24 protein-coding genes and 1 pseudogene are annotated in these 21,136 nt (G+C 38.4%); 11 read left to right on the forward strand and 14 right to left on the reverse strand.

Annotated elements, in window-relative coordinates; all coding sequences use genetic code 11:
• Positions 1 to 92: 92 nt before the first annotated feature.
• Positions 93 to 1,136 (forward strand): annotated as a pseudogene (locus tag IGI52_RS02295) (cation:proton antiporter); the annotation flags it as partial.
• Between the two features lie 37 nt (positions 1,137 to 1,173).
• Here the strand turns inward: IGI52_RS02295 and IGI52_RS02300 are convergent.
• Positions 1,174 to 1,524 (reverse strand): DUF488 domain-containing protein, encoded by a 351-nt coding sequence (locus tag IGI52_RS02300; RefSeq protein ID WP_438780338.1) that lies wholly within the window; start codon positions 1,522 to 1,524, stop codon positions 1,174 to 1,176.
• A 291-nt stretch (positions 1,525 to 1,815) separates the two neighbouring features.
• On the opposite strand from IGI52_RS02300, the gene IGI52_RS02305 reads away from it, so the two are divergent.
• From IGI52_RS02305 to IGI52_RS02315, 3 genes are all read left to right on the forward strand, one after another.
• Positions 1,816 to 2,487, forward strand: coding sequence for a DUF3862 domain-containing protein (locus tag IGI52_RS02305; RefSeq protein WP_438780339.1), 672 nt, complete (start codon positions 1,816 to 1,818; stop codon positions 2,485 to 2,487).
• A gap of 127 nt (positions 2,488 to 2,614) precedes the next feature.
• A complete protein-coding gene (locus IGI52_RS02310; protein ID WP_438780340.1) occupies positions 2,615 to 3,184 on the forward strand; it encodes a 5-bromo-4-chloroindolyl phosphate hydrolysis family protein in 570 nt (189 codons plus the stop codon).
• Positions 3,165 to 3,662, forward strand: a complete 498-nt coding sequence (locus IGI52_RS02315) for a hypothetical protein (protein WP_438780341.1) — start codon at positions 3,165 to 3,167, stop codon at positions 3,660 to 3,662. Before IGI52_RS02310 ends, IGI52_RS02315 begins: the two co-directional genes overlap by 20 nt.
• A gap of 58 nt (positions 3,663 to 3,720) precedes the next feature.
• Here the strand turns inward: IGI52_RS02315 and tnpC are convergent, their stop codons facing one another.
• The 4 genes from tnpC to IGI52_RS02335 all read right to left on the reverse strand — a co-directional run bounded on the left by tnpC (position 3,721) and on the right by IGI52_RS02335 (position 7,444).
• Complete coding sequence (gene tnpC, locus IGI52_RS02320) at positions 3,721 to 5,325, reverse strand: IS66 family transposase (RefSeq protein ID WP_438782215.1); 1,605 nt, start codon at positions 5,323 to 5,325, stop codon at positions 3,721 to 3,723.
• A gap of 107 nt (positions 5,326 to 5,432) precedes the next feature.
• Positions 5,433 to 5,786 carry an IS66 family insertion sequence element accessory protein TnpB gene (tnpB, locus tag IGI52_RS02325; RefSeq protein ID WP_438780342.1) on the reverse strand — a complete coding sequence of 118 codons (354 nt, stop codon included), beginning with the start codon at positions 5,784 to 5,786 and terminating at the stop codon, positions 5,433 to 5,435.
• A 1-nt stretch (position 5,787) separates the two neighbouring features.
• Positions 5,788 to 5,973 (reverse strand): hypothetical protein, encoded by a 186-nt coding sequence (locus IGI52_RS02330; protein ID WP_438780343.1) that lies wholly within the window; start codon positions 5,971 to 5,973, stop codon positions 5,788 to 5,790.
• Positions 5,974 to 6,331: 358 nt separating this feature from the next.
• Positions 6,332 to 7,444 (reverse strand): IS110 family transposase, encoded by a 1,113-nt coding sequence (locus IGI52_RS02335; protein WP_438780344.1) that lies wholly within the window; start codon positions 7,442 to 7,444, stop codon positions 6,332 to 6,334.
• 243 nt (positions 7,445 to 7,687) lie between these two features.
• Between IGI52_RS02335 and IGI52_RS02340 the strand changes: the two genes are divergently transcribed.
• Together IGI52_RS02340 and IGI52_RS02345 are read left to right on the forward strand one after the other, a co-directional pair.
• On the forward strand, positions 7,688 to 8,059 hold the full coding sequence (locus tag IGI52_RS02340) for a hypothetical protein (RefSeq protein ID WP_438780345.1): 372 nt from the start codon (positions 7,688 to 7,690) through the stop codon (positions 8,057 to 8,059).
• Between the two features lie 191 nt (positions 8,060 to 8,250).
• Complete coding sequence (locus tag IGI52_RS02345; protein ID WP_438780346.1) at positions 8,251 to 8,604, forward strand: potassium channel family protein; 354 nt, start codon at positions 8,251 to 8,253, stop codon at positions 8,602 to 8,604.
• A gap of 95 nt (positions 8,605 to 8,699) precedes the next feature.
• Here the strand turns inward: IGI52_RS02345 and IGI52_RS02350 are convergent, their stop codons facing one another.
• Positions 8,700 to 8,846: an IS3 family transposase gene (locus tag IGI52_RS02350; RefSeq protein WP_438782216.1), complete on the reverse strand. Its 147-nt coding sequence runs from the start codon at positions 8,844 to 8,846 to the stop codon at positions 8,700 to 8,702.
• 200 nt (positions 8,847 to 9,046) lie between these two features.
• On the opposite strand from IGI52_RS02350, the gene IGI52_RS02355 reads away from it, so the two are divergent.
• Positions 9,047 to 10,222, forward strand: coding sequence for a transposase (locus tag IGI52_RS02355; protein WP_438780347.1), 1,176 nt, complete (start codon positions 9,047 to 9,049; stop codon positions 10,220 to 10,222).
• Positions 10,223 to 10,361: 139 nt separating this feature from the next.
• On the opposite strand, the gene IGI52_RS02360 is transcribed toward IGI52_RS02355, so the two are convergent.
• From IGI52_RS02360 to IGI52_RS02375, 4 genes are all read right to left on the reverse strand, one after another.
• A complete protein-coding gene (locus tag IGI52_RS02360; RefSeq protein WP_438780348.1) occupies positions 10,362 to 10,892 on the reverse strand; it encodes a transposase in 531 nt (176 codons plus the stop codon).
• Positions 10,893 to 11,230: 338 nt separating this feature from the next.
• On the reverse strand, positions 11,231 to 11,686 hold the full coding sequence (locus IGI52_RS02365; protein WP_438780349.1) for a MarR family winged helix-turn-helix transcriptional regulator: 456 nt from the start codon (positions 11,684 to 11,686) through the stop codon (positions 11,231 to 11,233).
• Positions 11,676 to 12,098, reverse strand: coding sequence for a hypothetical protein (locus IGI52_RS02370; protein WP_438780350.1), 423 nt, complete (start codon positions 12,096 to 12,098; stop codon positions 11,676 to 11,678). Before IGI52_RS02370 ends, IGI52_RS02365 begins: the two co-directional genes overlap by 11 nt.
• A gap of 418 nt (positions 12,099 to 12,516) precedes the next feature.
• A complete protein-coding gene (locus tag IGI52_RS02375; RefSeq protein ID WP_438780351.1) occupies positions 12,517 to 12,819 on the reverse strand; it encodes an IS110 family transposase in 303 nt (100 codons plus the stop codon).
• 342 nt (positions 12,820 to 13,161) lie between these two features.
• Between IGI52_RS02375 and IGI52_RS02380 the strand changes: the two genes are divergently transcribed.
• From IGI52_RS02380 to IGI52_RS02395, 4 genes are all read left to right on the forward strand, one after another.
• On the forward strand, positions 13,162 to 14,511 hold the full coding sequence (locus IGI52_RS02380; protein ID WP_438780352.1) for a family 1 glycosylhydrolase: 1,350 nt from the start codon (positions 13,162 to 13,164) through the stop codon (positions 14,509 to 14,511).
• A 425-nt stretch (positions 14,512 to 14,936) separates the two neighbouring features.
• On the forward strand, positions 14,937 to 15,218 hold the full coding sequence (locus tag IGI52_RS02385) for a hypothetical protein (protein WP_438780353.1): 282 nt from the start codon (positions 14,937 to 14,939) through the stop codon (positions 15,216 to 15,218).
• Positions 15,219 to 15,576: 358 nt separating this feature from the next.
• Positions 15,577 to 16,281 carry a FadR/GntR family transcriptional regulator gene (locus tag IGI52_RS02390; RefSeq protein WP_438780354.1) on the forward strand — a complete coding sequence of 235 codons (705 nt, stop codon included), beginning with the start codon at positions 15,577 to 15,579 and terminating at the stop codon, positions 16,279 to 16,281.
• A gap of 9 nt (positions 16,282 to 16,290) precedes the next feature.
• Positions 16,291 to 17,046 carry an IclR family transcriptional regulator gene (locus tag IGI52_RS02395; RefSeq protein WP_438780355.1) on the forward strand — a complete coding sequence of 252 codons (756 nt, stop codon included), beginning with the start codon at positions 16,291 to 16,293 and terminating at the stop codon, positions 17,044 to 17,046.
• Positions 17,047 to 17,120: 74 nt separating this feature from the next.
• Here IGI52_RS02395 and IGI52_RS02400 read toward each other — a convergent pair whose 3' ends face one another.
• The 4 genes from IGI52_RS02400 to IGI52_RS02415 are packed head-to-tail and all read right to left on the reverse strand — an operon-like array spanning position 17,121 to position 20,997.
• A complete protein-coding gene (locus IGI52_RS02400; protein WP_438780356.1) occupies positions 17,121 to 17,564 on the reverse strand; it encodes a MaoC/PaaZ C-terminal domain-containing protein in 444 nt (147 codons plus the stop codon).
• Positions 17,564 to 18,709, reverse strand: coding sequence for a CaiB/BaiF CoA transferase family protein (locus IGI52_RS02405; protein WP_438780357.1), 1,146 nt, complete (start codon positions 18,707 to 18,709; stop codon positions 17,564 to 17,566). Before IGI52_RS02405 ends, IGI52_RS02400 begins: the two co-directional genes overlap by 1 nt.
• Positions 18,702 to 19,853 carry a CaiB/BaiF CoA transferase family protein gene (locus tag IGI52_RS02410; protein WP_438780358.1) on the reverse strand — a complete coding sequence of 384 codons (1,152 nt, stop codon included), beginning with the start codon at positions 19,851 to 19,853 and terminating at the stop codon, positions 18,702 to 18,704. Before IGI52_RS02410 ends, IGI52_RS02405 begins: the two co-directional genes overlap by 8 nt.
• Positions 19,854 to 19,857: 4 nt before the next feature.
• Entirely contained in the window at positions 19,858 to 20,997 is a 1,140-nt protein-coding gene (locus IGI52_RS02415) for an ABC transporter substrate-binding protein (RefSeq protein ID WP_070504864.1), read from the reverse strand.
• Between the last annotated feature and the right edge of the window lie 139 nt (positions 20,998 to 21,136).

Here is a 21,136-nt window from a genome sequence, read left to right on the forward strand (position 1 = left end):
TCTTTTTTCGTTATCCTAAAAAGGATCGGCTAATTTTTGTTCTTAGAGCTAGGGAACAAAGTTAATGACAGCAATACGAAAGGATGAGGAACGTGGAGTTTATTGGTGTTTTATGTCTGATTTTAGTCAGTACGACGATCGCTAGTCATTTTTCGCGCCGTTTCGGTGTCCCTGCAGTGATTGGACAATTACTTGTCGGTATTTTACTAGGAAACGCAGGGTTAAGGATTGTTCATCCAGATATTTTAGTTGAGGATTTTTCTGAAATAGGTGTGATTTTATTGATGTTTTTAGCTGGAATTGAGAGTGATCTTTCATTGCTGCGAAAATATTTTCGGCCGGGGATGTACGTGGCTGTTTTAGGAATTTTATTTCCCGTTGTATTAGGAACAGTAACCGGGAATGCTTTTCATATTGCGATGAACGAGTCCTTTTTCTTAGGATTAATCTTAGCAGCCACCTCGGTCAGTATTTCCGTTGAGGTATTGGAGGAGCTGAACGTGATCAATACCAAGGAAGGGTCGACCATTCTAGGGGCCTCCGTTGTCGATGATATTTTGGTGGTACTAATCGTTAGCCTGAGTATGTCCTTCTTGGGCGGAAAAAGTGGAAATAGTAATCCGTTAGGGATCATGTTGATTGATCAAGTGTTGTTTTTTGTTGCAATTCTCCTCTTGATTCGCTGGGGTGCGCCGTACTTAATGAGACTCAGCAATAAATTGCTGGCGGAATCTTCAGTGATTATTGTTTCATTGATTCTGTGTCTGAGTATGTCTTATTTGGCTGATTTTATTGGGTTGAGTTCGGTCATCGGCGCTTTTTTCACTGGTGTCGCAATTGGACAGACCAACGTCTTTAAGGAAGTGCAGTACAATGTCGAGGAGATCGGCTATGCTGTTTTTATCCCTGTGTTCTTTGTTAGTATTGGACTGGAAATAACGTTTAACGGAATCGGAAAGCAGCTGCTGTTGATCGTAGTACTGACAATCATTGCTATCGCTTCAAAATTATTCGGCGGCTTTTTTGGCAGCAAGCTCGCAGGGTTTAGCAGCCACAGTAGTCTGATGGTAGGATCAGGGATGATCTCTCGCGGAGAAATGGCGCTGATTATTGTTCAACTAGGCTTTCAAGCACAGCACCAAAACCAACGCGGTAGCGTCGGTTTTGGTGCTTTTACTCGTTTAAGAGATCATATAGTACTTGCGCATTGTTATGCTGTTCATCTTTGGCACCATAAACGAGTGTTACGACATCATGGGTTTGAACCACTGTTGCCAATTTTTCTAGCGCCTCATGTTGCTCGCCTGATTGGAGCTCCTCACGATATTTTACTTCAAAAGCTGGATATTTTTCGACCTCATGACCAAACCATTTACGCAGCTCTGGACTCGGAGCGACTTCCTTTAACCATAAATCAATTTTCTCGATTTCTTTAGACTTTCCACGAGGCCACAATCGATCTATCAAAACTCGGTAACCATCAGAATCACTGGCAGGCAAATAGGCTCTTTTTAGTTGCAGCATGTTGAACACTTCCTTTAGTTAAACATTTTAACAAGGAAAAAAATAAAGTAGAAGTAAAAGTAGTCGTCCGTTTTTTCTAAAAGTAGAACCGAATATTTGTATACAATATACTTTGTATTTTAGAAAAAGTTATCATTTTTAAAGTTATTTTTATGTTAGAATAATTACTTGAAAGAGAAATTTTTCGTAAAAATAGTAGAATGGGGAAGTATTTCCTTTTAATAAGCAATAAAAGACTTTTTTCAAGGGATTTTGAGAAAACTATTATTTAAAAAAATCCAGGAGGCCAAAATGCGGAAGAAAAACGTGAAATTGGTGAACAATCTGTTGATAGTCACGGGGGTAATCCTTGTATGTTTTGCTGCAGTGCTATACGTCTATCTAAACGTTCAAAAGCACGAGCCTATAGAAGAACCACCTACAGCGACAAGTACTAAAGCGATTTCTTCAGATGAAGAAAGAGTCAATACAAAGGTTGACAGCTTAAAGGAATTGAGACAAATCATCGAAAAAATTGATGTGGGAGAAGATGAGACCGGTAAAGGCGGAACAAAGAAAGCTGAAATTGAAAAAATGCTTGGAAAACCGAATTCAAAAATGGAAGATTATCAATCAGGGGAAAAGGCAGTGACGTATGCCTGGAATAATTTTCCTTGGAAAGACCCAGTTACTTCGGTGTTGATCACTTTTAGAGATGGAAAAGTAATTTCAACGATGTTAGATGTCTTTATTAAGGATAAAAAAAATCTCTCTGATTTTTTTGATCATTTCAATCAAATAACGGTCGGAGAAACATATGAAAAAGCAGCTCTCATTGAGAAACTAGGATATCCAACGTCAGAAATGGTGCAAAAAAGTAACGATCATACTTATGAATATTATACGTGGAGCGATTCCAATAAAATATTCTCTATAGAATTGAAAGATGGGAAAATTAAAGAGCGGAAGCAACATGAATATTAAATGACTAAATCCGATTGTCTTCCTACAGTAGGACTGTAGGAGAAGCAACAGAACCTATTCATGATTCATTGGAGAGTTTACTGGCTAGAATTCCAGAAAAAAAATGTCATATCAGGAGAATTTCGTGATGTACTTTTATATTTTAATACTATCATTGATCATCGTATTGATAGTTATCAGCTTTGAATTAGTCAAGCATTCAAGGTTTAAAGCAGATCAATTGATGGCGGTTCGTGCTTTTCAAGAAGCCAACGATTTAAATAATCGTGATTTGAAAATTTTTAAGGAAACAATGAAGGAAGCAAAGGCGCAGATCTTGTTGGCAGAAAAATCAGTTGGAGCAGATAAAAAGAATGGGGCTTCGATAAATGCTGCTATCGAAGCCAGCAAAGAGATATTTAAATATTTAATGGATGAACCTAAGAGTATCGTTTTATATAGTGATTTTCTTTATCGAAGTCTGCCAGCATTTTCTAGTGCTTTAGAAAGAAAACAATTAATTCAAAAGACGCAAATTGAAAATGGGGAGATCGGACAAACGCAGGAAGCGTTAGACGATATTATTATCGAGCTGAGCGAAACAATTATTGCTGAATATAGCAGGTATATCAAGGAGGAGCTAGAAGAAACTACAATAGATAATATTGTTGTTAAGCAAGGAGAACGTAAAGGAACAAATGAAAAAGAAAAAAGATGATTTTTCGGAGAAATACAATCTATTATTTGAAAAACGAAAAATAAGTATTTTACATGATAAAAAAGTCAGAAGACTTGTTTTAATGGGTGTGATTGCTATCGGGCTTGCTGCTTCAAGTCCTTTTATAGCAGCAATGGTGGCTATGAATGTATCTGAACGAATTGTGAAAATATCCCAGAACAAACTGGACAAAATTGAAGAGGCACAGTCTTTTGTAGAGGTACCTATATTTAAAGAAAATCTGCTGATTCAGTTTCCACCGGATTATTCAAAGGTTAAATCGTATAAAATGTCTTTTGACGGTCAAAATCTCGATTTTGGGAATGGCTATGTGTTAGAAATGACCAATTTCCAAAGTATAGAAAATAAACTGTCTGATTATTCTTTAAAGCCGACAAAAGGGTACGATCCGGTAGAAAATTTACTAATGGTCAAAAGTTCTCTTACTAAATTTCAGATTATCAATGATGGAAAGTAAATGCCTAATCACTCGGTATCTACACACCAAATAGTCTAAACCCTATAATAGGTTTAAGCTATTTGGTGCTTTTTGCGTATGGCTTGGAACATGTCTTTTGTACAAGAGGCATCCAAGGCAAGAGCTCATCCAAAGCTTCATTCGTCAGGCTCTTGATGTTGGGAATCCGATCAAACAGAAATTCCAAATACTTTACCGGATCAAGGCCATTTGCTTCGGCTGTTCTGTACACGCTCAGAATGATTCCCGAAGTTCGTGCGCCTTCTAAACTACAAGAATGCATATAATTTTTGCGCCCGATGACCAGTTCCTTTATTTGGCGTTCGGCTAAATTATTACTTTGCTCCAATCGGCCATCTTCGAAGATTCGCTCAAATCCTGCACGCAATTTTAATACATAATTGACGGCTATATCTAACTTTGATTTTGGGACTGCTGTAAATGTCCCCAGCCATTCGTAGAAGTTGATGAACAACGGTTTTAAGTAAGCATGTCTTTTTCCCAATCGTTCTTCAGCGGATAAAGCTGTCCAGTCTCGTTCCAGATGAAACCAGACATCCATCATTTTCACAGAGACCCAAGAAGGAAGTGTCTCGCTTTTGTTGTTTTTTGGAATGGCGTCAAAAAACTTCCGACGCGCATGAACCAAACAATAGACGAGCGTGACCTCTTCCACTGCGTTATACCCTGAGTAGCCATCACAATGCAGATAGCCTTTGAAATCCCTTAGGAATTGTTTGGGTATTTCACCAGCTCTCGTTTCTGCATGATGATAATACACGATTGGATGCGGGCTATGTTTTCCTGTACTAAATAGCCAATAGTACGTGTCTTTTTTGCTTTTTTCGATGACACGATACGTCGTTTCATCGGCGTGGAGAATGTCTTCTTGAGTGAGATGGCTCTTTAAGCGTTGGGCAAGAGCGTCCAACGCGTTATGACAGACTTTGATATGCCAGTTGGTGATATTGTCACGAGAGATATCCAGCCCGAGTGTTTCTTGCCAATAACTTTCCTGCCGATTGGCAGGAACTTTTTGCCCAAACTTCAACCGGATCGTTTCTGCGATCACACTATTGGAGCCTAAACTGTTGGAGATGACCGGTTTCGGAACAGGTGCCTTCTTGTAAGAAGAAACGTCTGCTTTTTCACATTCTTTACAACAATAGGTATGTTGTAAATGGACGAGACGATCTAAGATGGCTTGATGAAAAAGGACTTCTTCGCGAATCCTCGTTGTCCCAATATCATTCATTTGCGTCCCACATTGTTCACAAATCTGTTGATCCAACGGTAACTCATGGTGTGCTTCTTTTAAGGGAAGATGGGCAATTTTCGCCGCCTTTTGACCAATCGTTCGTTTATGTCCCCGTACATGTGTTTCTTGTCCTTCTTCTGTGATTAAACACGGCGTGTTTTCGTCTGCTTCCTCAGAAAAGAGGCTCAATTGACCACTCACTTGCGAATCCATTGTTTCTTTGGATCGACCAAATAAACGGTCCGTAAGATAGCTCAATTTCTCATTGAGCAGATGAATCTCCTGGTTCAATCCCTGATTAGTTCGTTGAAGTTCTTTGTTTGTCTCTGTCTGAGATTTAAGGAGTTGAAGAAGCGTATTTACATCTACTTCAGTGTTATTGTTGAAAACAGGTTCTATTGGCAAGGACAAGAACTTCACCACCATTTTCATTGTAACTACTGTTATTATTATACCATTTAAACGAACCAAAAAACAGAAGAAAACCGCATAAAATCAACGATTTTTTCTGTTTAAAAGAGACCCTTTGATCCTGGCTTTATCGCTTTTGGCTGATAGATGCTCAGACCTTCAAGTAGCCAATGAATCTGTTGCACAGAGAGTTGGCGAACTTCCTCTCTTTTCCTTGGCCATTGAAGACGGCCATGTTCAATGCGTTTATACCCAAGGAAAAAACCATCTTTGTTCCAGTAAAGAAGCTTAAATCGATCACATCGATTGCCACAAAAAAGGAAAATGGCATCTTCGTAGACATCCAACGCATAGTCTTGTTGGATGATTCTTGCGAGACCATCGATTCCTTTGCGAAGATCGGTCTTCCCTGTAACGATAAAAATTTTTTCTACTTTGGTGAAGTCAAGAAACATCTTAGCTCAACTCCTTGAGTATAGCCGAAAGGATGTAGCTGTTCACTCCGTTATAGATTAAGACCTCAGAACCATCCTTCTGACGGATGCGTAAGGCTAATTTTGCGGTGCTGCTTCTTTTCTGATCATGAAGTGTTTTCGATTGATCATGGAGTTGAATAGGAACGACGTCATTTTTAGGTTTCAAAAAACCACCTGTTATGAAGTGACCTTTGTCAATAGCTAACTTTTCAATAAAACCAACTTTTTGATGGCATACAAAAACTCCAGAAATAAGATCTATCGACAGTCAACCACTCTGTTATTCGTGGATTGGTTACCTCAGGTTAATGGTCCGTCGTTAGGCTCTTATAATCTCCCGGCGTGGATCACAAATTGTAGTTGCTCTTTGAATAGCTAGTTCATTGAACACATTTGTGCCAGAAAGGTGGTATCATAGATAGCCAGACCTGTAATTATCTCTGAAGCTTTTCTACGCCATCAATGTTGTTTTGCTAGATCAATTAACTATACCTAGGTTTCTTCATACCTTTCTTTTTTATTTTTTACTTCATTTGTTGGGTTTCAATTCCCCAAATAAAACAAGCAAGTTCTCTTGCCACAGCTGTAATCGCCACATTTCTTGGACGTCCTTGATAAATCATTCGATGATATTTTCTTTGTAATCGTTCTACTGCGCGGTCCGAATAGGTTATCACATCATTTTTTTGTCCTTTTTGCCTTGCTTTTACTCGCTTTGATTTTATTCCTATTGTTCCTTTCACTAACGCATTGGCGCACTCGATAAGTGTGGATCTTACGGTTGAATTCCCTTGTTTCGTAATAGTGCTTCTACTAACTTTTTCACCACTAGATTGCTCACTTGGGGTCAGGCCTAAATAAGCAGTAAAAGCTTTTGCTGTCGGAAAGCGACTAAAATCTGAAATTTCGACATGAATCGTCATTGCAGCTGATGTATCAATGCCTTTTAAACAGCGTAATTCAGCTATTGGTTCTTCGTAGCTATCCCTATGGGATAATTCTTCTAACCGTCCTACAAATCGTTCGATTTTATCTGACAATGCATCATACTGTAAAAGGTATTCATCTAATGTTTCTTTCAGAATCCCTTTAAAATCCAGACCTTTTAGCCATTTCATGTACGCAATTGTCCAACTTGATTTTCCTGGGTATTTGCACCCATGTCTTAAAACCAACGCTTTGATTTGTTGTTTTATTTTCTTTAAAGCCTTTTTGAAATCATCTAACATTCGAATATATTCTTTGACCTCCACATCTTCCTCTTGGGGAACATAAACAGATTTGTAAGTACCATTCGCTAGATTTAAAGCAATCATCTTAGCATCAAAGCGATCATTCTTAACCACTTTATTTTTTGATGAACTATACATTGTGGTAGGAGCCAAGATCTCACAATCAATCCCATTTTCTTTTAACTGATTATATAAGGAGTAACCTAAGCAACCAGCTTCATAACCAGCGCATATTTTTGTGTCTTCTCCGTGTCTTTGTTTCAGCTTTTTAATAAACTTTTTTACTAGGGAGACATCTGAAGCACATTTTGTTTCACCTAATAGTTCTCCTGTAAAACCGTGTAAAGCACATAAATTAAACGTTTCCTTGTGGACATCCATTCCGAGATAGATTATATTTTGCATAGTGACCTCCTATTGTCATAGGGTAATAACCCATTAATAATTTTTAATTATTATGAGTTTAAATCCCTGATCTGACAACCTAGTGGGGTCACTTCATATTATCTCCGTTTCTCTTGATAGCTCAAGTATAAGCAGAGGTGGAATGATTTTATAGGTACTAGGTTATGGGGCATTTACGATGGAAAACAGCATCTGTATGATAAAGAGGCTTCCTTTGAGACCGAAAAATACACAGCAGTGCGTGTGACAGGTAATTTACTGGAAAGTGTGAAGATGCAAAAAATGAAGGAGAAAGGCTCCTTTTTAGCGTTGCACCAGCAGAATGATATAGGTGAGTTAAAAACAGGAGTAGTAGTTAACAGCTATCCTTCGAAAGGATTGTCAGACGAGTTTGGGGACATCACACAGAGCTATGTAGTGGTGACAAAATACTGGTTATTTCCTGATGGTGCAGGTGTGTTAGTCGACGTTAATGATGTCTATTTAGGGAATCTTGCTGAAATAGATAACTTTATGCAGCTTACAGAATTAAAAATAAATGAAATAGATCAATTCACCAATGGAGCTTATAGCTGGTTGTCTGATCATTTCAAAATGGCCATTTCACCTAATTAACTATATTTGCTTCAAATGGTAAAAAGTCAGAAAATCAAACAAAGGAACATGAACAATCATAAATAAAACGAAGGGGAGCAATGGAAGACGTAGCTCCTCTTCGTTTTTATGGTTGATCTGGTAAAATAAAGGATAAGAGCAACACGCGTATAAGCGAACTTGCTTTTTCTAGATTTTGAAGGGCGGGCACTATGGTTGCATTTGCATTACTATTTAGAAGTTTATGGCACATTTTAAAAATTCTGTTTCGCCAGGAGGAGCAGAAGGCGATTATGCTGGCTGTTTTGTTTATCCTGATAATAGGGACGGTTTTCTATCATAACATTGAAGGGATGAGCTATTTAGATACCTTGTACTTTTCCGTCATGACGCTAGCGGCTGTAGGTTATGGATATCTATCACCAGACACAGCTTTAGGGAAGTTGTTTAAGATTGTTTTTGTTTTAAACGGACTAGGAATCATTACTGCGGTAATCGCCAATTTTAATCACGCGTTGGCTGAGTATTATAAAAAGAAAAGACATCATGGAGAAAAGAAGAACTGAGACATAAATTTAAAGTATATCTTGTTAAGTAGACAGTAAAAGATAAGTGTATTGTTGTTAGAAGAAAGAGAGTCTTTCGAATCCTGCTTTTTATTTTACTCATTCGACAAAAGCTCATTCAAGATCTTGGAATAGCGATAGCTATTGTAGTATCGCACATAGCTAAGCATGGAGTTCTTTAATCCCTTAAAGCTCAGATAGCTTTCTTGATAGAATTTTTCCTTTTTAAACGTTCCTCTTATGAGTAACCATAAATTTTTTAGTCTCTGACCTTATAAGTGCATTACAAAAAGTTTGATATTCGTTTACTAAGTGAATCAATTTCATAATTCCAATCCCTTGTACCACAAGGGGTAAAAGTGCACACAAAAAAGGAACCTCCCCAATCTGTTACACTTAGGTTGTCCTAGACAGACACGTACTCAAAAAGGAGGGATTCCCTGTGTCTATTATACAACAACCTACTTTGTTTGACCTAGATATTTTAATGCAATTGGATATTGAAGAGAAATATACCGAGCTCTTCTCCCCAATCGAATTGTCCGCTGTTTTGAAGCTTTTTGAAAAGGAATCTCGCGTTGGCCCGCCTATTACAGTCAATTACGAAGCCGCTTTGCGTTCTATGATGGTTCGCTTTATCGAAAAAATTCCTACCATTCATGATTTAGTCACTCGCTTAGAAAATGATTTGCGTTTTAAATTGAGTCTGGGCTTCTTGTACTCACAACCGGTACCGTCAGAATCGACTTATACGCGAATTGGACAGACTTTAGCTGAACATCCTGAAGTGCTTGAAACATTGAACGAAACATTCATTCTTGCCATTCAAAAAGAATTTGGTATTTTTGATGAGCCTGTTTCGATTGATGCGACGGCGATTCCAGCGTACACCAAACATGAAAAAACGGAAAATCCTAAACTTCCTTCTGCCGAAGCGCAACGAAACTTATCTACAGAGGAACTTCTTGACTGCTTACCGATCTATGCTTCTTGGGGTGTGAAGAAGAATAGTAAAGGAAAGAATGATTATTGGTTCGGGTACAAGGGACATTTTGCCGTTTCTTCTCAGTCTCAGTATTTATTATCTGCACTCACCACGTCTGCGTTTGTCGCGGATTTAAGTGTGGCCATTCCGCTGTTTCGAAAAATTGCACATTTGGGTATCACTCATGTTCCTGTCCTTTTGGACAAGGGCTACGATGTCGCAGCTCATTATCATGAAGCAAAGAAGCTTAGGCTTGAGCCCATCATTCCTCTTAAAAAGATTCCAAAAAACGATGGGGAAGTTGACGAGCATTTTACACCTACTTGTCTGCTCGAACACGCCTATCAATACGATAGCTTCGACAAACGATATGGCGCTTTGAAATTCACTCGACCACAGAAACATTGTCGAGCGTGTCCACTCCAACATGAAGGGCTTTGCCAAAAGATCATCAAAGTGAAGCAGATGAGCGACCCACGAAAACATGCACACCCCGCTCGAGGAACAAGAGCTTGGCAGAAATTATATAACCAGCGTAGTGCGGTAGAACGAGTAAACGCCTATTTAAAGGAAGATTTTCAACTCGGGCAGCTACGCTTTTATCGCCCAGAACGCGTGCAGGTAGAACATTAGCTCATCCAATTAATGTATAATGCGAAACGGTTTGCCACACAACGACTCTTGCGTCAGAAAAAGGGAAAAGAAATAGTCGCATAATTTCAAAAAAAATGGTTAGTTGAAATTGGTCGAGTGTTTGCTTTTTCTTGAAAAGTTAATTATGAAATTGATTCACATAATTGCTCGATTGAAATAGTTTTTGCTCAAGTACGGTTCTTTTCATTGTTGGTTGAAGATCGAAAAAAGGGTAGAAGGAATCAGCTAAATATTCCATCTCCTCTTTCACTAAATCAATCCCTGTTTGTTCATAGTAACTGACTAACCGCTCTCTAAATCGACTAAAACTCCGGTCCCTTAAAGGCTGTTCTTTAAAGCTGGTTGTTCCAAGGGCATATTGGAAACGAACATCGCAAATAACACTTTCTAATAATTCATCATCCGTCAATGTAAATACTTCTTTTAGAATGAGAACACCAATCATGATGTTCGCTGGTGTGTTAGGGCGGGTGGCTGAATTATTGCTGTACAAAACTTCAAATCGTTCTTCGTTTATGGATGAGAAAATTGTTTCGTAAAAATGCTTCGCCCACGAATTTTCGACAATCCGTTTTATTCGATCAGATGTCTTCAAAAAACTATCATTTATTAAGTCCATTTGTTGGGCATCATTTCGCTTAAACCCCATTGGAATGCCTTCTTTCGTAGTTTTATGATAGTTAAATTATACCATTGTTCTATCTATAAAAGCGCTTATCATAAGACTTTTGACACCTGAATCATTAAAGGAAGTATAACATTTTAAGCGGTCTTTTTCCTATTAAACTAGAGATATGAAACCCAATATTTTACACGCCATTTTCTTTGATGAATATCAGAACTGGGAGAAATTCAATCAAAAGTACACGAGAAGGATTCGATCCGTTGTGTGTCACTTTTAAAATTAAATGGCGCATTTCTCAATCGATATATGGCAAAAGGCTCGGAAAGATTTCCGAGCCTTAACTTGTCGCTTCAAATTGAAATTTATTCACTATCTATTAATTGAAGAAGCAATCTATTGAGATCAGTTCTATCTTTTCCAAGCCTATCAAAAAAATCATGATCCACTTTTTCAACAATAGGTAAAGCTTCGGCTAATTTTTTTTGGCCAGAGTCAGTTAATACAATAGATTTAGCTCGCGTATCAATTGTTGAATTTTTTCGGTTTACTAATCCCGATTTTTCTAATTTTCTAACAATCGTTGAAACAGTCATTACATCCATATCTGATTTTTTTGAAATATCAACCTGATTAACTTCATTATATTTCTGACTAAGATATCCTAAAGAAGCTAATACTATAAACTGCGGATGTGTCAATTCAATGCGTTTCAATTGATCTTTGATTCGTTTGTGCCATAAATTATATACTTTGATAAATGATAATCCAATTGAAGCTTCAGAATTATCTTTGAATTCAGATTGAAAATTATAATTCATTTGCAGTTCTTACCAATGAGAATACTGACGCTGGAACATCAGAAAAAATTTGTGAGATGAATTGACTATCTTCGACAGTTGTCTCTCTATCCGTAGGAATAAATTCTACCGCATGCTTAACGGTTACACATTTATCATCTTGAATCAATTGGTGAATGAAATAAATATCGCCAACACCAGGAATAGAAGTCTTATCTGTAAATTCTTTATTAGGGATTACAGTGACCAATTCAAAATCCATTGCTGGTTGATCAGCAAGCTTCATAACGCCAACGGTTCCTTGAACAAAATCTCCAGAAAGTGAAATCTCTTCTAGGTCATCTTCCCATGTAAACCACTTATTGACATCTTCATATAATGACCAGATTTCTTCACTTGTTGTACTTGTTTTTATTTCAAAACTAAATATCATGTAATACACTCCTTTTTAATAACTACACTTATAATATGTACAATTACTAAAATTGTCAAATGTTTTTTTATTTGTACAGAAAATGACCCTTTTCTGTACACTTCCTTTTATTGCAATTTATTTAAAGTTATCAATTCTTTTTGTGTTCAGTAAGTCGTTTCAAAATCTATATTCAAAAAATATCTCTATCCCTTGCGGCTCTAAGGAAAGCGCGTTCCCCCCCTGGCTGTCACTTTTGAATTAAAATGGCTGTGACTCATTCGATAATTGACGCTTTTATATGATGCTAATACAATGACAAATGTCAATGGGCGGTTTGGAAATGTAGTTTCGGAAGGTGACGAATTTCAGGACTAGGAATAAAACTTGGTTTAATCATGTCGCACATAAACAGATCACAGATCCATTTCGCATCTTTTCAATCCGTTTTATTCCCTTTCTGAGGCTTCGTGTACTTCGGACGGGCTAAAGTGACAAAACAAGTTTTCTCAAGAATATTAAAGACAGGAATCCAATACTTTCCGGTAGATTCCATACAAACGTCTCTACAATCGTATTTCGCAAGCCATTCAGTTAAGTCCTTTAACCCTTTGGTAAAAAAAGAGAAGCGAGCTTGCTTGTACTCTGTACGACTGTTTGCAGCAGTGATTCCGATACAAGCATAGATCCAAGTTTTGTGGACATCGAGTCCACAACAATTTTTACGAAAGATTTTGAACATAGAATACCTCCCCAAAAAACCAAATTACAGGTTTGGCAGGGACTGGTCATCCGGCGAAATCGAGTCAACTTCGGAAGAGATAAGCTTACGGGCTACTTGTTTGCGCTATTCATTGATGCCTTAATGGATGACCGACACCATATAACAATGCGGGGTCGCCGCTATACAGCCCCGCCACTTACCTCCTCGGGTTCTGTAGTATACCAGGGACCTGTAAGATGAGCGTAACACGAAAATAAAACAAAGAAAGGTGCTTTTGGGTTTTCATAACCCCATTGTTGCCTTTCGCAGGAAGGCAACAATGGAAAAAGTAAGATTTAACAAATTGCCTAGCAATTTTTTATGGGGGGCAGCATATCCGCGCATCAATCTGAGGGAGGATGGGATGTAGATGGAAAAGGATTGAATTATATGGACCTTGTCACATCGGGTTCATATGAAATTCCTAGAGAAATGACAGAAGAGATAGAAAATGATAAAAACTATCCGTCTCATTATGGCATTGATTTTTATAATAGGTTCCGTGACGATATTCAGATGTTCGCTGAGATGGAATTTAAAGCATTAAGAATCTCAATTGACTGGTCACGAACATTTCCCAAAGGAATTGAGGAACATCCTAATCAAGCAGGTTTGGATTTTTATCATGAGGTGATTGATAGGTTGATTTCTCATGATATAGAGCCGATTGTCACACTGTATCATTTTGAAATGCCGATGTATTTAGTTAAGGAGTATGGGTCTTGGCTAAATAGAGAAGTCATCGATAAGTATTTACATTTCTGTGAAACGATCTTTAAATCGTTTAAAGGTAAGGTTCGCTATTGGGCAACATTTAACGAGACGAATCATCTTGATCCACAAACTGAACTTTCGGATATTTTTACTTATCTACTAACAGGTATTAAGTATAGTGACCTTGGGGATAAGAAACAGGCAATGGCTGAAATGGGTTATAACATGACTGTGGCGAGTTCTAAGGCTGTGGAGTTAGGTCATAAGATTGATCCAAATAATAAAATTGGGTGTGTCTTCGGTCTCACATCCATTTATCCTTTCAATTGTAAACCTGAAAATATTATGAACAACTTCAAAGATATGGATCGAAATTTCTATCAAATTGATGCGATGTGTAATAGAAAATTTCCAGAATATAAATTGAAGGAATATCAACGGTTAGGAATAAAGTTAGAGATCAGTACTGAGGATAAAGAATCGTTTAGAATGGCGACACTTGATTTTATCGGTATAAACTATTACTCCTCCAGCGTTTCAAAATATAATGGTAGTGAAGAAGTCGAGGCAATTTTTGCTGATGTTCAAAATCCATATCTTGAACAAAGTAAATGGGGATGGTCAATTGGTCCAATTGGACTGCGGTATATGATGAATTATGTGTATCGGAGATACGGAATTCCCGTGATGATCACTGAAAATGGGTTAGGGGCTGTTGATGAACTTGATTCAGAAAGAAATATTCATGATGACTATCGCGTTGAATACTTTAAACAGCATATAACAGAAATGAAGAAAGCAATCATAGAGGATGGAGTTGATTGCTTAGGGTACTTAACCTGGGGGCCAATTGATGTGATTAGTGCTACAACAGGGGAAATGCGTAAAAGATATGGATTCATTTATGTCAATCAGGATAACTCAGGAAATGGATCTAGAAGACGAAAAAAAAGATAGTTTCTACTGGTATAGGGATTTAATCCTTTCAAATGGTGAAATAATGTAATTCGTTATTGGATGATAGGTTCAACCAGTTAGAAATAAGAGAAACGAGATGCGATTATATTGTGTCTCGTTTCTTTTATGTGTGGAGAAAGGAATTGCCGCTTTTTGATATGAGTTATTATAAGCAGGATATAAATTTCAGAAGCCTTCAAAGTACAGAAAATTATCCTTTTCTGTACGCTGAAATTAAATAAAATTACTAGCAATTTCTTTGTACGCCATTTATCGAGGCACTCCGCCCCCCCCGCCATTTAAAAAGGAAATTGACATTCAGTATTTTCAACAAATCATCGTTGTCTATTTAAGGTAAGCTCTAAATGGACAATAATGAGTGTGGGGACGTTTGGTTATATATTCGGCGGCACGAGGACGGCACTATGAAATGTTTCCTGTCAAACGCGCCGGAAACAACAGCTCAAACGACGATGGATCACTTAGCCACCAGTCGCTGGTCGATCGAGCAATGCTTTCAAGAATGCAAAAGCTATCTGCGAATGGGGCACTATGAGACGAGCACTTATAATGCTTGGCATTGTCAAAAAGTAAAAAAAACTCTTTTTCACAATGCCCATGATAAAACGTTTAGTATCAGAGGCGTTGCGAGCAGATCGAACATTTCAGCAAATGATCGCTACAGTGCACTATCAAATGATCCGTAACTCTGCTGCTTATGCTTCTCATCGAAAGAAGAAACTTTTATTATATGAGTGTTCGTTGTAGTGTTAAACTTCGGAAAGTTCGGATTAAAATATTTTAGATTTTTCATTTCACGAGAATTTAGATATTATGCAGCAGGCACTAACTATGAATAAAGTAGCTGAATTCAGTAAATCATTTTCGAGAAATCAGAGAAAGAAGGGCGCTAATTGCCAAGATATCTGAGTTATTCTGTTAAATACGGCTGGAGGCTGTTTTTAGGATAAAAGAAATGATTTACCGCTTTCATTTTTAGTGGAATATGATAAACTAGAATTTGTTCTCATATAAGAACCGTTGGTTAAGATAGGTGGTAAAGACTTGGAAAATCAAAAAAAGCTGACTCAATCAGAAAAAATCATGAATCAAATTGCTGATCAAATTGTCTCTGGAGAACTAAAACCGGGGGAGAAATTACCGAATGAACGCTCTTTAGCAATGCACTTGGGCGTGTCTAGAGGTCAAGTCAGAGAAGCCTTGAGGGCACTTTCTTTAGTGGGATTAGTCGTAATAAAGCCCAATGATGGGACCTTTGTTTCTGAGGCGGAGCAGCCTGTACCGGAGAATTCGATCTCATGGATTTTCCAACGAGAACTGCATGATCAGGAGGAACTTTATCACGCGAGAAAATTGATTGAAACAGATGTAGTCAAATTAGCTTTCAACCATGCATCGAAAGAGAATCTTGAAAACTTAGAACAAATTACCCAAAAGATGGAGGATGCGGCATCTGAGAATAAAACTGTTGCAGAATACAATGAATTACTGGAAGAGTTTGATTCGTTTATGGGTAAGATATGTGGAAGTAAGATAATGGAAAAATTGATGCAGACAATCATTTTAATCAGAAGGGAAAGTGCGCTGAATATTTTAAGAGTACCCGGTGCGATTGAAAATAGTATCCATTATCGGCAAAAAATTGAACAGGCTTTTATTGAAAGAGATCGGAAAAAGCTTACTTATTCATTAAACGAATTTTATAGTAAATCTAAACAATACATTGATAAAATGACAAAAGAAAAGTAGGGAGTTAAAATGGCAAAAGTTAAGTCAGCGGAAAGAACCTTGCGCTTATTGGAAGCAATCGCGCATCATTCTAAAGGGTTGAGCTTTTCGGATATCCAGCAAATATTAAATACACCGAAAAGCTCAACCTTCAGTTTGATCCAAGAGCTGGTGGAAAATGATTATCTTTCCTTTAATGACAATGCTAAAAAATATGTAGCAGGCAGTAATTTCATCAAGTTGGCAGCAAATTTCATCGGCAGTGGTGACTTGGTCCAAGAATTGAAAGTGTTGACTAATGAACTGTCTATTCGAGTACGGACAACTTCTCATGCGGGGATTTTAGATGGTACGGAAGTGATTTATTTGACTCGCAGTGAGCATTTTGAGAATTATTCTTTAATGAAGCAGATTGGCGGGCGCTTGCCGGCTAATTGTACGGCTATTGGAAAAATGCTGCTTTCGCAATATTCGGATGAAATGATTCGTGAGCTTTATCGGGATGCGCCGTGGCGGATGCTGACAGTGAATTCGAAGAAGAATATCGATGAGTTGTTAGAGGAGCTGCGAGTGTTCCGACAACAAGGGTATTCAACGGAATACCAAGAAGCCAGTGAAACCTCAAACTGCATTGCGATGCCGATCGTTCAAAATGGAAAAATGATTGCTTCTTTTAGCTGTACCTTTTCAACAGAAGAGATGGAATCAGTGGACATAAACACCGTCGTAGAAATGATGAGAACCTGTAAAAATGAAATTGAGAGCCGTCTGGAGCTCTTATTATAAAAAGTGGTCAGTAGCTAATAAAAAGCAGTCTCCCTGAAGTTTTGTGGAACGACTTCTGGTAAGCTGCTTTTTTATTATGCGTGCTTTTCACACATCAAAAGATGATCACAGACCATGACGACTTCCGCTCGTTGATTTTTTACAGTCAGTGTTTCATAAATGATCCCCATATTTTTGCGTTTTGGGTGATCTTCTTTTTTTGAAATCGTCGTTATCGTTGTGATCGTATCACCAATGAAAACAGGCTTGATAAATCGCAGATGTTCATAGCCATAAGAAAAGGCCACTGGGTTGATCAGGTTGGCAGTCATCCCTACAGCGATGCTGAAGGTTAGTGTTCCATGAGCGATCCGGTGGCCAAAGGGCTGTGTTTTACACCATTCTTCATCCATATGATGCGGGAAAAAATCGCCTGTTTGACCTGCGTGAGTCACGATGTCCGCTTCAGTGATCGTTCTGCCGTAAGATGTTCTTTCGCTGTTTAATTGATAGTCCTCAAAATAGATTGCTTTTTCCATTAGTGTTCCTCCTTTATTCCAAACTTGAAATTATCCTCTCCGAGAGTGGGGGCTCCCTTTTCGGAAGTAAAGACCTCTCCATCGATTCTGATTGGGCAGCGAGTGGTATAGAAATGAGTCCCTTCGCTGCTGCTGATTTCTTGCTTCATTTTCAATTCTTCAAATAGTCCGTTCTGCTCCATTTGCTGCCAATCTAAGACCTTTGTGCACCAAATATCGGCAGGCTCTAAAATAGCTAGCCAGTTTTCGGTAGGTTGAGTGAGTAATTTTTCCTGTAGTTTTCGTTTTATCTCATCACTGTCTTGTTCGACCGAATGTGTTTCCATGAAAGCTGCAAGCTCTGGATAATCGAGTAATTCGGCTAACTTCACGATTGGACACATGGCGATCGCTAGATACCCATTTTTAGTTGCATAGATGCCATAAGGCGCATCAATATAGGGATTGGCATTATGAAATCCACTGCGGACAGGCAGCTGATTCCCGTTATTCAAGAAGGTCGTAAAGGATTCGAACTGTAGATCCATTAACGAAGTGAGGAGTTCAGTCTGAATGACGCAGCCTTCACCAGTACGTTGTGCGTTGAATAGTCCAGCTAGGATACCTTGACAAAGATGCTCTCCTGCGGCTAGATCAGCCATAGAAAGGCCAAAAGGAAGCGGGGCTTGTTCTCTATCGCCATTCAAGTAGCAAATTCCAGACATTCCTTGAACCAGTAAGTCCTGACCTGGCCAACTGCTCCATGGCGAATTCTCACCATATCCAGTGATTTCACCATAAACGATTTTCGGATTGATTTTATGGATCGTTTCAGCATCTAAATTCAATTTTCTGGCGACGCCCGGCCGAAAATTGATTAGAACAACATCGGCTGTTTTGACTAGTTCCTTAAAAACATGTTGTGCTTTTTCGGTTTTTAGATCCAATTCAAGACCTTGTTTATTGCGGTTGATGGCGTGAAAAAGAGAGCTGTCATTGTCTATCTTGAAATTAGACACATATAGCTGGCGGCAAATATCGCCTCCGCCTTTCTTTTCGATTTTGATGACCTCGGCACCTAGATCAGCGAGCTTCAACCCCGCTGAAGGAGCGGAAAGAAACTGACTGCAGTCCAATACACGAATGCCTTCCAAGGGCTTAATCATTTCTTTTCCCTCCTAATGCGTTCAAAATTTTAACGTGATCCTGATCCAGCAGAGGTGCCGGTTTATCAGCAGTGCCTCTTTTTCCATTTACTCGAATAGGACAACCGGTTGTGTGAATGGAACCTTCAGGTGTTTTCAGCTGCAAATCAAATGATAAAGCTTTATAGCCTTCTTGTTTTATCAATTCCTGCCAATTATAAACAGGAGCTGCCCAATAGCCGCCAGATAGTAGAATCTCCATCCAAGCTTCAGTCGTTTTTGTCACGAGAGTATCTGCTATCTGCTGTTTTATGTCATCTCTTGAAGTGAAAGCCCGCTTTTCTTTTTCATATTCAGCAAGTTGCGGAAGAGCGATCAAACTTCCTAAGATTTCTAACGAACCCATCGCTATTGATAAGTACCCGTTCTTAGTTTGGTAGATTCCGTACGGTGCTGCTAAGTAGGCGTGTGCATTATTTATAGCCGATCTTTCCGGCAATTTTTTTCCATCGTTAAAATAAGAGGTAAGGACCTCAAATTGCAGCGATATTGCGGATTCTAACAGCGAGACTTCTACTTGCCCACCGGTAGCTGTTTTATTTCTGCGGATCAAGCAGCTTAAAATCCCTTCTGTTAAATGGATTCCTGCGAATGAATCTGCGATAGAAAGAGCAAATGGCGTAGGTGGCTGATCTGCATTTCCATTTAAAAAAGTTAACCCAGATAAGGATTGTGCTAATAAATCTTGTCCTGGTTTTGTTTTTAAACTATCAGCTATTCCGTACCCAGTAACAGTCCCGTAGATAAGTTTTGGATTAAGTTGCTTTACTGTATCATAATCAAGACCAAGTTTTTTCATGACACCAGGTCGATTGTTTTCGATCAACACATCCGCATTTTTAATCAACTCTAAGGTGATTTCTTTATCAGCCGGATCTTTCAAGTTTAGTGCAATGCTTTCTTTATTTCGGTTGATGGTATGAAAAAGTAAACTGTTCTCGCCGATTTTCTGCTTTTTTAGTACCAAGTGGCGAGAACTGTCACCGACATTTGGCCTTTCGATTTTAATTACCCTTGCTCCTAAGTCGGCCAAACGCAATGCACAAGAAGGGCCGGCTAAAAATTGACTAAAATCTAGTACAGTGATTCCATTTAAAAGTGACACAAAATCAACTCCCAGCGTGATTTAATGATTCTTGATATATGACATTTAGTTTACCTAGAACTTCTTTAGGATTACCTCCATGGACTGCATATTCCTGAACAAGGCTTCCTGCATTGTCTTGGAAATGAAGGTAACCATTGTAGCGAGGACGTAGATAAGAATTGTCAAGCGTCTTAAGAGTATTCTTAAAAAAGTTTGCACATCGACGATTCGTTTCCGAACTTAGCCAAGCTTTACGATGACCGGGTTGTCCGCCCGCATCAAAGAAAAGCGTTTCTTGAATTAATGGAGAAGCAGTGTATTCAGCATACTTGCAAGCTAGTTCTAGATTTTCTGAAGCTGATGAAACAGCTAAACCAGTACCGCCAAGAACGGTTTTTAGTGGAACATTGTTGAATGTAACAGTATCTGTAGCTATAAGTAAATGCTTTCCATAACCAGGTTTTGAATAGTTGGTATATCCATATGCATAAGGACAGTAAACAATGTCATTATTTTCAGCCATATAATTATGTACATCGATCGGGTCCCATTCAAGAATATCCTTTCTACACAAGCTGACAATCTCTCGGATAGCCTCTAAAGCAATTACACCACTTTCTTCATCAATCACAGTTCTATTTTTAAACATAGAAGCATTGATAGTAGCACCGAACATATAAAAGTCCATTAAAAGATTAATAGGGATTCCTGCAATAGCCACTTTGTCTTTCCGCGCGAGTTCAAGCACATCCTGCCAATTTTTCGGGATAGCTTGGTTGCAGAAGAACTGCTGGTTATAAACGGCGATAGGTGTAGCAGCATCCACAGCTAGGGCAGATTGAAAACCATCAAAATTATAAGAAAGGTGAGACAATCCGACAGAATTACTTTCTTGGTCTGCTAAGAAATCGGCTGATAAATGAAGTGATAAATCGGCTAAGATTCCACTTTTTTGAGCAAATCCTGCCCACGGATGGTCAATGATTAAAAGATCGTATTGATCTGCAAGGTGTTGGATTGGTGCGTCAGCGAATTCTTGCAACGATCTTTTTTCCCATTCAATTTCAACTCCAGGGTTGATTTCACAAAAACGTTGAGCAGTTGCAACAACAGATGTGAAGCCCCGACTATGGTTCCATGTAATTCCTTTAAGCTTTGTCATAATTATTCCTCCATCACTTTATTGGTACTACCAATATATCAAATTCGCATGATAAATCAAGCGGTTTCATGAAAAGTTAATTTTAAAATCTTTAAATAATTCACCAGTTAGAATTTAAATTACCTATATAATTCCACTC

Source organism: Enterococcus sp. DIV0187, from assembly GCF_051713785.1.
Taxonomy (GTDB): Bacteria; Bacillota; Bacilli; order Lactobacillales; family Enterococcaceae; genus Enterococcus_A; species Enterococcus_A avium.